Here is a 13655-nt window from a genome sequence, read left to right on the forward strand (position 1 = left end):
TGGGGGCTGACAATGACGACCGTATCCGGCGACTCTCTCAACGGGAGCGCATCAACCGAGACCAATCTGCTGGCGAGGTTCTCGCAACGCCTCGTGGTCTTCTCCGAGCGTTGGTTTCCGGACGCCTACGTCTTCGTGCTGATCGCCGTGATCGCGATTGCGATCGGCACCATCGTGCATGGCGGCTCCCCGCTCGCCGTCAGCCGAGCGTTCGGCGACGGCTTCTGGAATCTCATTCCGTTCACGATGCAGATGGCCCTGGTCGCGATCGGCGGCTACGTCGTGGCGATGTCGCCCCCCATTGCGGCCGCGCTGCGGCGGCTGGCCGCCGTGCCCTCCACCGGGCGCGGCGCCGTGGTCTTCGTCGGGGTGCTGAGCATTCTCCTGTCCCTGGTCAATTGGGGTCTGAGCCTGATCTTCTCCGGCCTGCTGGTCCGCGAGATCGCGCGGCGCACGGACATCAAGCTCGACTACCGGGCCGCTGGCGCTGCCGGCTATCTCGGCCTCGGCTGCGGCTTCACGCTCGGCATCACCTCGTCGGCCGCGCAGCTTCAGGCCAACGCCGCCAGCATTCCGAGCTCGCTGCTCCCGATCACCGGAGTCATCGGATTTTCAGAGACGATCCTGACCTGGCAAAATCTGGTCACGACGATCCTCGTGACGGTCGTGTCGGCCGTCATCTGCTATCTGACCGCGCCGAACGCGGCCGGGACCAAAACCGCGCAGGATCTCGGCGTCTCGCTTGAAGACGACACGATCAAGCCGAAGGCTCCCGCCCGGCCCGGCGACTTCCTCGAATTCAGCCCGATCCTGACCATCCTGATCGTCGTCCTCGCCCTTGGCTGGCTGTGGCAGACCTTCCAGTCCGGCAATCCGCTCATCACGCTGTCGGGCCTGAACACCTACAACTTCGTCTTCCTGATCCTCGGCATCCTCTTGCACTGGCGTCCCCGCAGCCTGCTCGAAGCGTTCTCCAAGGCGATGCCGAGCGTGTCGGGCGTGCTGCTGCAATTTCCGTTCTATGCCGGCATCGCCCAGATGCTCACCAAGGTGCCGAACGCCAAGGGCGTGACGCTGTCGGACACCATTGCGCACTGGTTCGTCGATGCCTCGGCCAGCACGACGGTCTTCTCCTTCCTTGTGGGTATCTATTCGGCCGTCCTCGGCTTCTTCATTCCGTCCGCCGGCGGCAAATGGATCATCGAAGCGCCCTACATCATGAAGGCGGCGAATTCGGTCGGGGCGCATCTCGGATGGACCGTCATGGTCTACAACATCGCCGAGACGCTGCCGAACTTCATCAACCCGTTCTGGATGCTGCCGCTGCTCGGGATCCTCGGATTGAAGTCGAAGGATCTGATCGGCTACACGTCGATCCAGTTCCTGATCCACTTCCCGATCGTGATGATCGTGGCCGCCATCCTGATGTCGACGTTTACGTATCATCCGCCGGTCCTCCCCTGAGATCGCGCAAGACTCTACGGCAGCGGGATCTCCCTTGATCCCGCTGCCGGCGGCCGACGAATAGCTTCCTGAGATCGGGGGATTGGCGTACACACCGACAAGCGCATGCGCGTTGTTGAGACCCTTGATGACTTTGCCACCCGCTCGAAAAGGTCCCGCCGGGCCCAGGATCGTCATCCCGGCCTTTGCGAGCTTTGGCGTATCAGGCCATTCCTTCAACGAGCTTCTGCATTTCAGGAACGAAAGCGCCAATATCGGCCTGACGCCCCGGATCCTGGTGCCTCGCACGACCGACGAGCAACTGGCCGCGGAGATCGGGGCGGATCGCGTTCTGGAAATGCTGCCGACGTTCGAAGTTAATGCCGGGAACGTCGTTCTGTCGATGGTGACATTCGCCGACACCGTCCGTCTCTTCGCCCCTCTCGGCAACTGGCTGGATGCGGAAGGTCTCGATTCATCCGACATCATCTACTTTCCGCGCGGACACCCGGTCCTTATCAGCGGCATCGGCAGGTGGCTCTCGGAGCAACCGGCCGGCAAATGCCCGGCGGTGTTCTTCCGGATCATCGGCGACGAACTAACGGACCTGGACACGGGACGCTTCAAGCCCCGGGCCGCGTTCTACCGACTGGCATCTGCCGATCTCGACAATGCCTCGGCGCGTGAGCGCGTATTCTTCCTGGTGAACTCGAAGGCCAAGGCGCGCTCCGTCTCCCGCGTGCTTCGCCGGCGTCCCTTCATGATGCAGCACCATTTTGGCAGGCCGCCGGACATCACCACGGCGCCGGGAACTGTCGACCCGACGATCTATCTGCACGTCAACGGCAGATCAGGCCGATGCCTGGCTGATCTCGGCGAGACCATCAGGCGCGTTCGCGCGCTTGCGCCCGCCGCCAGATTCTTGATCAAGCCGGCCGGTGATATCGCGCAAGGCATCGCCACGCTCGATCTCGGCAGCAGTCCTCTGGTCGAGCTTCTTCCTCTGCAGATGAGCATGACGGAGTATTTTGGACATCTGGCGCGATCGACGCTGGTCGTATTGGCCTACGAGGCGCAGCCGTACCGATTTCTGACCTCCGGCGTCTTCACGGAAGCCGCCAGCCTGGGCAAGCCTGTGATCGTGCCTGAAGGCACCTGGATGGCCGACAAGATCGCAGAGGGCTACGGCGTCGGCCTGTCGTTTGCAGAGCGTGCGACGCAGACGTTGGCTGACGTCATTTTGGAAGGCCTTGGGAAGTCGCATCAGCTCGGCGCCGCAGCGCGGGAGCTCGCCCCGCGCCTGGCCGTGGAGACCGGTCTAGCACGCTTCATCGAAACCATGGTGTCACTCGCCAAAACCGCTCCCGACATGGAGCCGGGCTACGCGATTGGCGAGCAGATCGATTTCGGCGATGCGCTCGATTCACGCGGGTTCATGGGGAGCGGCTGGTCGGACACCGAACCATGGGGCACATGGAGCGTTGGCGGCCGCGCTGAACTATCGGTGAAGCTCGCTGCGAAGCCGGACCGACAACTTTTCCTCAACGCGTTCGCCTTTGCCCATTTGCCGAGGCAGGATCACCAAGGCGTCAGCGTCAGCGTTTACTGCGGCGATGAACCGATAGCACAGTGGACATTCACGCCGGCAGAAGCAGGCGGCGGTGAACCGTGCTGGGTCTCGGCGCCGCTTCCCGCGCCCGAACAGCTCGAGGATGTCCTGCACTTCGTCTTCGAAATTGAAGGCGCATCCTCGCCTTATGCCGAGGGGCTGAGCCATGACAGGCGCCATCTCGGATTGGGGCTGTGCAGACTTTCGATTGCCGAGGAAGCCTCCGTTTCGACCGGGCCAGCGGTCGAGCGGGAGCCGCCACCCGCCCCCCGAAAAGCCCGCCTGCTCGCCCGTCTCGTCGATCGGATCAAGAACTGACCAAAAGTGCGCTACGTCACAGAGCCCTCTTGGGGCGTGACACCTCTCACATCGCCCGTCCCTCGCCCATGACACGATCCGCGCAGGCTCAACCAAAGGGGCGTGCCATGAACGGTTTTCGCAAGTGCCTTTTCGCCACCATCGTCGCAATCGCATTACCGGCCGCGCAGGCGAGCGCCAGCACTTTCGACGGCGCGTGGAATGTGCGGATCTCATCGTCGAGTGAGACCTGCGGCAACGGCGCGACCGTCTCGATCGGCATCAACAACGGTCAGATCGCCTCGAGCAGCGCCATGGTGACGGCGTCGGGCCGGGTGGCCGATGCCGGCAACATCAACGTCACCCTGAGCACCGGCATCAAGCGCGCGGTCGGGTTCGGCCGACTGAGCGGCACGTCCGGCTCGGGCACCTGGCGCGGCACCATGTGCACCGGCACGTGGACCGCGGAGCGGCAGTAAACCCAGGCCCCGGCTCAGCAACGCATCACTCGCGCGCTGCGTTGCGTCCGGGGCAGCAGAGCTAGCCCAGCGGCGCGCCATACTCCGCGTCGGTCACCGGCTCCAGCCAGGTCGAGAACACGCCGTCGAGCGCCTCCTGCATGGCGATGTGGCACATACTGTTGTCGGGCGTTGCGCCATGCCAATGCAGCTCGCCTGGTGGAATCCAGACGGTATCGCCGGGACGGATCTCGCGGACCGGACCACCCTTGGTCTGGACGCGGCCAACGCCCGAAATCACATAGAGCGTCTGCCCGAGCGGATGATGGTGCCAGTTGGTGCGTGCGCCCGGCTCGAATGAGACGCGCGAGCAGTTCAGCCGCGCCGGCGCGGGCGCCATGATCACGGGATCCTGCAACACGGTGCCGGTGAAGTGTTCCTTGGGCGCGCGGCGGGTCGGCCGCGTGCCAGCGACGGTGATCTCCATGGGGGTATCCTCGCTTGTTGACGATTACTTCTTGCTGGCGGCGTAGCGCGCCTTGGTCTCGGCGTTCATGGGATAGAGGCCCGGCAGCACCGCGCCGTTGTTCACCTCGTTGACGATCCAGGCTTCCATCCGTTCCTGCTCGACGCCCTCGTTGAGCACGTGGTCGAGCATCGCCTGCGGGATCAGCACGCAGCCGTCCTGGTCGGCGACCACGATGTCGTTCGGGAACACGGCGACGCCGCCGCAGCCGATCGGCTCGCCCCAGCCGACGAAGGTGAGGCCCGCCACGGAAGGCGGCGCGGCATAGCCGTCGCACCACACCGGAAGGTTGGTCCCGAGCACGCCCTCGACGTCACGCACCACGCCGTCGGTGACGAGCGCGGTCACGCCGCGCTTCATCATGCGGGCGCAGAGGATGTCGCCGAAGATGCCGGCATCCGTGATGCCCATGGCGTCGACCACGGCAATGCATCCCTCAGGCATCGCCTCGATCGCGGTACGGGTCGAGATCGGCGACGACCAGGATTCCGGGGTCGCAAGGTCCTCGCGCGCCGGCACGAAACGCAGCGTGAAGGCGGGTCCCACGAGGCGCGGCAGGCCCGGGCGCAACGGGCGCGCGCCGCGCATCCAGATGTTGCGCAGGCCCTTTTTCAGCAGGACCGTGGTGATGGTGGCAGTGGTGATGCCGGCGAGGGTCTTGCGGGCTTCGGGGGACAGCGACATGGACGAAAACGAGCTCCGGATGGGCGGGAAAGAACGCCGCGCATCTTGCGAGCCGGGGGCTTGCCGTCAAGGGCCAAGAACGCTGCCCTGCCGGGCGGTTATGCGACGCGATAACAAGGCTTTATCGCCTCCCCTTGCATTAATTTATTGGACTTGCGGGCGCATTTACGCGAAGCAGGACAGCGCGGAACTCAAGGATGAGCCCGCGTTTCTCCAGCAGCCCGATTTCGACAACTCATGGCCGCGACGCTTCCTCCGCCCCGCCTTCTGCCCAGTGGCGACAGTGCCGTCACGGTCGAGTTCAGCCGCACCATCGACGACGCCGCCAACGAGCGCGTGCTCGCGCTCGACAAGGCGCTGGCGGCGAGCCCCATCGACGGCCTCACCGAGACCGTGCCGACCTATCGCTCGCTGCTGGTGCATTACGATCCCGCCATCATCGGCTTCGACGCGCTCGGCGACAAGATTCTCCCGATCGCCAGCCAGCCGCTGCCGCCAGCCATGAAGGCGCGGCGCTGGCGCATTCCCGTCGCCTATGGCGGCGAGCACGGCATCGATCTGGAGGATGTCGCCAAGGCGCTGAACACCACGCCCGAGGACATCATCGCCCGGCATTCCGGCGGCGACTATCGGGTTGCCATGATCGGTTTTACGCCAGGCTGGTCCTATCTCAGCGGCCTCGACAAATCTCTGCAGATGTCGCGGCGGCAGTCGCCGCGGCTGCTGACCCCTGCCGGCACGATCTCGATCGGCGGCATCCAGGCCGGGATCCAGTGCCTGGCCGCGCCAAGCGGCTGGCACCTGCTCGGCCGCACGCCGGTCAGAACCTACCAGCTCCACCGGAATCCGACGTTCCTCACCGAACCCGGTGATCGCGTGACGTTTTTCGCCATCGATCACAAGACCTTCGAGGAACTCGACCGCGCCGCCGAAGCCGGCGAGATCGTCGCCGAGCAGGTGACGACATGAGCCGGCTCGTCGTCGCCTCCATCGGGCCTGCAAGCTCCGTTCAGGACGGCGGTCGCCATGGCGCACAGCGCTATGGCCTCACGATCAGCGGCGCCATGGACCGGCTGTCGCTCGCCGCTGCGAACACGCTGGTCGGCAACGAGCCGTTCGCGGCCGCTGTCGAGATCGGCCCGTTCGGCGCCACCTTCACTGCCCGTGACGGCGCCGTCCGCGTCGCGATATCAGGCGCGCCGCGCAATGCGGATGTCGCCGGGAAGCCGGTGGCGATGGACACATCGTTGACGCTGAAGGATGGCGAGACGCTGACACTGGGCTTTGCCCGCGGCGGTGCGTTCACCTATCTCGCGATCGAAGGCGCCATCAAGGGCGAGCTGGTGTTCGGCAGCCTTGCTGTGAATGCCCGCGCGGGCCTTGGCAGCCCCTACCCGCGTCCGCTCCAGGCCGGCGACGAGTTCAATGTCGATACCGCGAGCGGCGCGCCCGAGTTGCGCATCGAGCTGCCGAAGCCGGTCAGCGGCCCGATCCGCGTCCTGCTGGGACCGCAGGACGACGAGTTCGACGACGCGAACAAGGCGCTGTTCCTGGGCAGCGAGTGGAAGATTTCGGCGACGTCCGACCGCATGGGCTACCGGCTCGAAGGACCTGCGATCAGGCATCTGCACGGCCACAACATCGTCTCCGACGGCACGGTCATCGGCAGCATCCAGGTGCCCGGCGATGGTGCGCCGATCGCCTTGATGATGGATCGCGGCACCACCGGCGGCTATCCAAAGATCGCGACCGTGATCACGGCCGACATCGGCCGGCTCGCACAGACCTCGGTGGGAACGGTGTTCCGCTTCCAGAGGGTCACGATGGCCGAGGCCCAGGACGAGGCGCGCAAGTTTGCGCAAGCGATCCGGAACCTGCCCGACCGCCTGCGCCCGTCCGACACCGTCGAACTGAACATCGAGGCGCTCAGCGATGCCAACGTTGCCGGTTATGCGGTGAGCGCCGTGGATGCCGGGACCTGGCAGGTCGTGGCGGAGCCGTAAACGACGAGACGACCCAAGGCGGAGAGCAACCATGAAGACGATCGATCTCAACTGCGACCTCGGCGAAGGTTTTGGCGCGTGGGAGATGGGCAACGACGCCGCCATGATCGACCTTGCAAGTTCGGTCAACGTCGCCTGCGGCTTCCATGCCGGCGATCCCGACATCATGCGCCGGACCGTCGAGCTGGCGAAGGCGCGCGGCGTCTCGGTCGGCGCGCATCCCGGCTATCGCGACCTGCACGGCTTCGGCCGGCATCCGATCATGGGCATGAAGGCTTCCGAGATCGAAAATCTCGTCGCCTACCAGATCGGCGCTCTGCAGGCGATCGCAACCGCGGCAGGCCACAAGGTCACGCATGTGAAGGCGCATGGCGCGCTCTCCAACGTCGCCTGCGAGGACGACATGACGGCCAGGGCGATTGCCGCCGGCATCAAGGCGGTCGATCCCTCCCTGATCTTCGTCGTGCTCGCCAATTCGAAGCTGGTGAAGGCCGGCGAAGACGCCAACCTGCCGATGGTGCACGAGGTGTTCGCCGACCGCGCCTATGAGGACGACGGCAACCTCGTCTCGCGCAAGAAGCCGGGTGCTGTGCTACACGACGCCAAGGCGATTGCCGACCGCGTGGTGCGCATGGTGCAGGACGGAGCGGTGGTGTCGGTGACCGGCAAGGTCATCAAGATGCGCACGGACACGGTCTGCATCCACGGCGACACGCAAGGGGCAGTCGAGATCGCGCGCACCTTGCGTCAGGCGTTGAAGGAAGCGGGGATCGAAGTGGCGCCGTTCAAGCGCGGGGCGTGATCAGAACGGGTGCACGGACAGCGTGCCGAACACGATCGCCGCGATGACGACGAAGGCGCCATAGAGCGCGACATGATGAACGCTCGCCGCGGTCCGACGCGAGAGCGCGCGCGCGTAGAAGTGGAGCCTGGCTTCCGCCGATAGTTCGCGCATGGTCGATCTCCAACGCTCCATGTGCAGGAGTATGAAGGATCAACCCGGGGTGCGGGCAAGACGGTCGCAGAAATAGCGATGCCAGTTCTCTGAAGTCCCTCTATCGCAGGCACAAATTCTCTTCGCCTGTGGATTCCGAGAATCTTATTCGTTAAGATCCGAGCCAGTTGGAACCGGCTCGGATAACGGCGGGACGACAGCCGAGCCTGGAGCTAGTAGACGTCGGCCTGGAAGCGGCCGGTCTTCTTGAGCTCGGCGACGAAACTGACGGCTTCGTCGGTCGAGCGCGCTCCGAATTGAGCGACGATATCGACCAGCGCGCGCTCGACGTCCTTGGCCATGCGCTTGGCGTCGCCGCAGATGTAGAGATGCGCGCCTTCGGCGAGCCACGTCCACAGCTCACGGCCGACCTCGCGCATGCGGTCCTGCACGTAGAACTTCTTGTCCCCGTCGCGCGACCAGGCCAGCGACAACCGCGTCAACTGCCCCGAAATCTTCATCGCATTGAGCTCGTCCTGGTAGAAGAAATCGCAATCGCTGCGCTGATGGCCGAAGAACAGCCAGTTCTTGCCGGGTGCGCCGGTCGCCTTGCGGTCGAGCAGGAAGGCACGGAACGGCGCGATGCCGGTGCCGGGGCCGATCATGATGACAGGCGTCTTCGGGTCCTCGGGCAGGCCGAAATTGTGCGCCTTCTGCACATAGACCTTGAGCTTCTCGCCCTCATTGATGCGCTCGCCGAGGAAGGTCGAGGCGACGCCGATGCGCTTGCGCTTGCCGATGACGTAGCGAACGGAATCGACCGTCAGGGACAGCTTGCCAGGCGTTGCATTGTGCGAGGACGAGATCGAATAGAGCCGCGGCTGGAGCGGCTCCAGCGCCTCGACGAAGGCCTCCGGATGCGGCCGTGTGCCGGAGAACTTCTGCAGCGCCGCCATGACGTCGAGCGTCGCCGCATCGCCATCGGGATCCTCGCCTTGCGCCAGCGCCCGCGCCTTCTCGCGCTGCGCGCCGCCGGTGATGAAGGAGAGCAGCTCGAACAGCGAGTCCGGCGCCGGCGACAGCGAGACGTCGTCGGTCAGCACCTCGCGCAACGTCTTGCCGTTGACTTTGGTTGTATGCGAGGCGCCGAGCAGCGCGATGACCTGATCGACCAGGCCGACGTCATTGCGGGCGAACACGCCAAAACTGTCGCCGACGACGTAGTCGAGCTTGCTCTCGGAGAGATCGAACTCGACGTGATAGGTTTCCTTCTCCGAGGCGCCCTTGTTGAGCAGGCGCCGCGACAGGAAGGTCGCGGCGACCGGATTGTCACGCGAGCGGCCGGGCTCGGCGATCGTCACGGTCACGGCAGGTGCTGCCACCGCATTCGCCTTGTCGGGCGCCTTGGCTGCGGGTGCCTTGTCCAGCTCCTCATACAGCGACTTCAGCATCCGCGCGGTGTCCTTGCCGCCGGGGACGCAGAGATTGAGCCGCGCTTCGCTACGGCTGGCAATCGCATCCGAATAGTCGTTGCAATTGTAGCCGCACTGGCCGCAATCCTGCTGCGCCATGGCCGCCATCATCTTGCGACGGACGGGACGGCCTTCGGCGAGCTTCATCCGCTCAGTGATCGGCATGGTCTGGTCGTGCCACGGTGCTTCGCCGTCGTCGCCGTCACCGGCCATGACGGCGGCGCCCTGCTCCGCTGACAGCGGCGTCGCGACGTCAGGCGACAGCAGCCCGGCAAAGAAGCCGTTCAACCAGGAACGCTGCGCGTCCGAGAACGGCGCGCTGGCGGGAATGATGTCGAGTTTCGGCGGAGGCGTGATCTGGTTCATGCGGACACCTGTGCATCGGCAAGCTTGCGCAGCGTCTCGCCGTCATGGCGGCGCGCAAAGGCGAGGAAGGACTCATCGGGCGAGGCGCGGTGGGCGATATAGGCCTTGAGCAGACCCTCGACCGTCTTCGGCGCGTCCTCGGCCTTGAGGTCGTGATAGACCTCCTGCCCGACATCGGCATCGGGACCGAACCCGCCCCCGGTGAACAGGTGATAGCCTTCCACCGTGTCCTCGTCGTTCACGGGCACGCGCGCGCCGATCAGGCCGATGTCGCTGATGTAGTGCTGCGCGCAGGAATGATGACAGCCGGTGACGTGGATATTGACGGGCTTGTCCATGGCGACGCGCGGTTCGCACCAGTCACCGATTTCGGCCGCATTGCGCTTGGTATCGGAGGCCGCGAAGCGGCAGCCGGCATTGCCGGTGCAGGCGATCAGGCCGGCGCGGATGTGCGAGGCCTCGACCGCGAGCCCTATTGCCTTGATCGCCGCGACGGCAAGTTCGACATTCTCGTCGCGCACGCCCGATATCAGCAGGTTCTGCCACACGGTCAGGCGGATCTCGCCGTCGCCGAGGTCCTGCGCGACCTTGGCGAGGCCCCGCATCTGATCGCAGCTCATCTTGCCGAGCGTCAGCGACACGCCGATCCAGTTGAGGCCGGCCTGCTTTTGCTTGTGCACGCCGACATGCGCCATGCGGTTCGACGCGGGCCGCGGGAGGAACGCCTCTTCCGGCACGCGCGTAAACGGTGTCTTCAATCGCTCTTCGACGTGCCTAAGGAAGCCGTCATGGCCCATCGCGTCGAGCACATATTTCAGCCGCGCCTTGTTGCGGTTGGTGCGGTCGCCGTGGTCGATGAACACGCGGATGATGGCATCGGCGACGGCGGTCGCCTGCTCCGGCTTGACGATGATGCCGGAGTATTTTGCAAAGTCCTTGTGGCCGGTAATGCCGCCGAGGCCGAGGCGGAACCAGATTCCGGGCTCGACGCCGAACCCGTCCTTCACCTCATACGCCGTGAAGGCGATGTCGTTGGTCTCTTCCAGCACCGCGACCTTGCCGGCGCCGTCGAAGGCGACGTTGAACTTGCGCGGCAGGCCGTAGAGCGAACGGTCGTTGAGGATGTGGTAGTGCCATTCGCGCGCAAAGGGCCGCGTGTCGATCAGCTCCTGCGGGTCGATGCCGGCGGTCGGCGTCCCCGTCACGTTGCGAATGTTGTCGGCGCCGGAGCCGCGCGAGCACAGGCCGAGGTCCTGAATGCCCTCGATCAGCTTCACGGCGTTCTTCGGCGGGATTTCGCGCAATTGGAGATTGGCGCGCGTCGTGACATGGCTGTAGGGCCCGCAGAGGTCGTCGGCGAGATCCGCAAGGCCCGACAGCTGCCAGTGCTTCATGATGCCGTTCGGAATGCGCAGGCGGCACATGTAAGAGTCCTGCGTCGGCGCGACGTAGAAGATTCCGTAATAGCGCCAGCGGAAATTGTCCGCGGGGCTCGGCGGCGCATTGTCGGCCGCCTGCTGGCGCAGCCGCGGATAGGCATCGAACGGATGCTCGTCGCGCTTGAATTTCTCCTGGTCGGCGAGCTTCTTGCCGGACGCGATGACCTTGTCCTGCGCCTTGATGTGTGGGGCATCCGGACCAACAGGCTCGGCATTCGCCTTGCCGGCACCGCCGCCCAGACCGCGACCGACGCGGCTGATCTGCAGGCCGGTCGTGAAGCCTTCGAGATAGCGCTTCTGCTCGTCGGTGAAGTCGACTGAGACTGTTTCGAGTTTCATGGTTGGCAACGAAGCTCCTGCGTCCACCGGGAGTGGAATCGAGGGAATGAGGTTCGACCCGCGGAGAACTCGGCAGGCCTTGGAGCCTGCTTCGCCACCCGACGGTCCAATCAGCTTCGTTGCTGTGGGACTTGGCTCAGCAGGCATCTGCGACAAGCTGGCCGCACCGCAACATACAAGTTGCGTGCCAGCTTCCATGGAGCGAAAATTGTCGGTTTCTCAGGGGATTAGGAGCGCAGACCGCAAAACCCGGACGGGAACGCCTGCGAAATTCGAGCAGCACGCCCAAAATTTAGACGAAGGCTCCAAGCGCTCAGAAGCGATGCAGGCCGAATCAGGCCTTCCAGCGCCCGACCGCAAAGGCCTCAAGATGCCCCCGAATGTTGCCGGGATCGAACGTCGGCCCCGCGAAGGCGCCGAACGGCGCAGGCGCTTCGGCCGGCGGCTGCTGGCCGAGGGCGGCGTCGTAGAGATCCGGCCTGAACACGGCCATCGCCGTCTTGACGCCATCAGGCGTCAGCGCGGTCTGGCCCCAGCGAACCATCTGGGCATAGAGCCAGGCGGCCTGGACCGTGTCCGGACGCCCTGCCCCTTCGCGTCCGACCAGCAGGTAGCGGCCGCTTTCGCGGAAGGTACCGTCGGACGAGATCTTCAAACGTCCGTCGAGAGTCCGCTGGATGACCTCCGCATCGACGCCGATCCGGTCCGGCTGCGCCAGGATCCGCGCCGCCTCGGTCCGGTTCGCAGGGTTTTCGATGAACTCGGCCGCGTTCACGGCCGCCCGCACCAGAGCCGCCACGACATCCGGATGCTTGTCGGCCCAGGTCTGGCGGACCGCCAGGACCTTTTCCGCCGCGCGCACGAGAATATCGGAGACGAAATGCAGGATGTGGCCGATTCCGAGATCGACGGCGATCGAGTTCCAGGGCGCGCCGACGCAGAACGCATCGACATGGCCATTGGCGAGACTATCGACCATGTAAGGCGGCGGCAGCACCACGAGGCGCACGTCCTCGTCCGGATCGACGCCGGCCGCCGCCATCCAGAACCGCAGCTGGTAATTGTGGGTCGAGAACGGGAAGGTCATGCCGAAGGTCAGTGGCTCGGCCCCTGCCTTGCGCCTGATGGCAACAACCTTCGCCAGCGCTTTTGCAGTGGCCATCGGATCGAAACGGTCGCCGTCGATCTCCTCCATCAGCGCCGCATGAAGCGCCGGCGAGACCGTGATCGCGTTGCCGTTGATGCCGAGATTGAAGGGAGCGGCGATCGGCACCTTGACGTGGCCAAGCCCGAGCGAGGACGCGATCGCCACCGGCGCCAGCAGATGTGCGGCGTCGAACAGGCCGATATTGAGCTTGTCACGGACGTTGGACCAGGACACCTCGCGCACCAACGTGACGTCGAGTCCCTCGGCGGCGGCAAAGCCCTTGTCCACGGCGACGATCAGGGCGGCGGCATCGACCAGCGGGATGAACCCTATACGCAACGGGGTCGTCATTTCAGCATCTCCGACGCGGTGATGATCGACTGGGCGATCTCGCCGATTTTCTTCTTCTCGCGCATGGCGGTGGAGCGCATCAGCACGTAGGCCTCGTCCTCGTTGAGGCCTTTGACCCGCATCAAGATGCCCTTGGCCTTTTCGATGACCTTGCGGTCCTCGAGTTGCGACTTGGTGCGCTCCAGCTCCTCCTGGAGTTTTGCGAACGCGCTGAAGCGGGACACGCAGAGGTCGAGGATTGGCTTGATGCGCTCTTTCTTCAATCCGTCGACGATATAGGCGGACACCCCGCTTCCACGGAGGCCTGGATCGAGGATGAATCGCTCTGGTCGACGAACATCGCGATCGGCCGCCGAACGGCGCGGCTGACCTGGAACATCGCCTCCAGCACGTCGCGGCTGGGGTTCTCCAGATCAATCAGGATGATGTCGGGGTCGACCGCATAAATACGGGCCAGCAGGCTCTGCATTTCGCTGATATGAACGATCTGCGTGAATCCGGCCTCCCGCAACCCCTCCTCGAGGATCGCGGCCCGGATCGGGCTTTCGTCGACAATCACGATTTTAGGCGACTGTTCGGCGCTCATT

12 protein-coding genes and 1 pseudogene are annotated in these 13655 nt (G+C 64.9%); 6 read left to right on the forward strand and 7 right to left on the reverse strand.

What is annotated here, in order from left to right:
- Positions 1-12: 12 nt before the first annotated feature.
- The 3 genes from ACQ86E_RS31835 (at position 13) to ACQ86E_RS31845 (ending at position 3828) form a co-directional block, all read left to right on the forward strand.
- On the forward strand, positions 13-1464 hold the full coding sequence (locus ACQ86E_RS31835) for a short-chain fatty acid transporter (RefSeq protein ID WP_431203320.1): 1452 nt from the start codon (positions 13-15) through the stop codon (positions 1462-1464).
- Positions 1465-1591: 127 nt separating this feature from the next.
- The gene (locus ACQ86E_RS31840; protein ID WP_431203321.1) at positions 1592-3370 is read left to right on the forward strand and encodes a hypothetical protein; all 1779 of its coding nucleotides are present in this window, start codon (positions 1592-1594) and stop codon (positions 3368-3370) included.
- 107 nt (positions 3371-3477) lie between these two features.
- A complete protein-coding gene (locus ACQ86E_RS31845) occupies positions 3478-3828 on the forward strand; it encodes a hypothetical protein (protein ID WP_431203322.1) in 351 nt (116 codons plus the stop codon).
- A 61-nt stretch (positions 3829-3889) separates the two neighbouring features.
- On the opposite strand, the gene ACQ86E_RS31850 is transcribed toward ACQ86E_RS31845, so the two are convergent.
- Together ACQ86E_RS31850 and ACQ86E_RS31855 are read right to left on the reverse strand one after the other, a co-directional pair.
- Positions 3890-4294: a (R)-mandelonitrile lyase gene (locus ACQ86E_RS31850; RefSeq protein ID WP_431203323.1), complete on the reverse strand. Its 405-nt coding sequence runs from the start codon at positions 4292-4294 to the stop codon at positions 3890-3892.
- Between the two features lie 24 nt (positions 4295-4318).
- Entirely contained in the window at positions 4319-5017 is a 699-nt protein-coding gene (locus tag ACQ86E_RS31855; protein WP_007610481.1) for a ribonuclease activity regulator RraA, read from the reverse strand.
- Between the two features lie 237 nt (positions 5018-5254).
- On the opposite strand from ACQ86E_RS31855, the gene pxpB reads away from it, so the two are divergent.
- From pxpB to ACQ86E_RS31870, 3 genes are read left to right on the forward strand one after another with little or no spacing between them, the layout of a single operon-like run.
- Positions 5255-5986, forward strand: a complete 732-nt coding sequence (gene pxpB / locus ACQ86E_RS31860) for a 5-oxoprolinase subunit PxpB (protein WP_431203324.1) — start codon at positions 5255-5257, stop codon at positions 5984-5986.
- Positions 5983-7020 (forward strand): biotin-dependent carboxyltransferase family protein, encoded by a 1038-nt coding sequence (locus ACQ86E_RS31865; RefSeq protein ID WP_431203325.1) that lies wholly within the window; start codon positions 5983-5985, stop codon positions 7018-7020. The genes pxpB and ACQ86E_RS31865 overlap by 4 nt, the downstream gene beginning before the upstream one ends.
- A 31-nt stretch (positions 7021-7051) precedes the next feature.
- The gene (locus ACQ86E_RS31870) at positions 7052-7822 is read left to right on the forward strand and encodes a LamB/YcsF family protein (RefSeq protein ID WP_431203326.1); all 771 of its coding nucleotides are present in this window, start codon (positions 7052-7054) and stop codon (positions 7820-7822) included.
- Here the strand turns inward: ACQ86E_RS31870 and ACQ86E_RS31875 are convergent, their stop codons facing one another.
- The 5 genes and pseudogenes from ACQ86E_RS31875 to ACQ86E_RS31895 form a co-directional block, all read right to left on the reverse strand.
- The gene (locus tag ACQ86E_RS31875; RefSeq protein ID WP_431203327.1) at positions 7823-7975 is read right to left on the reverse strand and encodes a hypothetical protein; all 153 of its coding nucleotides are present in this window, start codon (positions 7973-7975) and stop codon (positions 7823-7825) included. It abuts the gene before it with no gap.
- A gap of 212 nt (positions 7976-8187) precedes the next feature.
- Positions 8188-9792, reverse strand: coding sequence for a sulfite reductase subunit alpha (locus tag ACQ86E_RS31880; RefSeq protein WP_431203328.1), 1605 nt, complete (start codon positions 9790-9792; stop codon positions 8188-8190).
- The gene (locus tag ACQ86E_RS31885) at positions 9789-11570 is read right to left on the reverse strand and encodes a NirA family protein (protein WP_431203329.1); all 1782 of its coding nucleotides are present in this window, start codon (positions 11568-11570) and stop codon (positions 9789-9791) included. Before ACQ86E_RS31885 ends, ACQ86E_RS31880 begins: the two co-directional genes overlap by 4 nt.
- A gap of 334 nt (positions 11571-11904) precedes the next feature.
- Positions 11905-13068, reverse strand: a complete 1164-nt coding sequence (locus ACQ86E_RS31890; protein ID WP_431203330.1) for a CmpA/NrtA family ABC transporter substrate-binding protein — start codon at positions 13066-13068, stop codon at positions 11905-11907.
- A pseudogene (locus ACQ86E_RS31895) lies at positions 13065-13654 on the reverse strand (ANTAR domain-containing response regulator). The gene ACQ86E_RS31890 and the pseudogene ACQ86E_RS31895 overlap by 4 nt, the downstream one beginning before the upstream one ends.
- Position 13655: the final 1 nt, after the last annotated feature.

Origin of the sequence: Bradyrhizobium betae (assembly GCF_050632175.1) — a bacterium.
GTDB lineage: Bacteria > Pseudomonadota > Alphaproteobacteria > Rhizobiales > Xanthobacteraceae > Bradyrhizobium > Bradyrhizobium betae_B.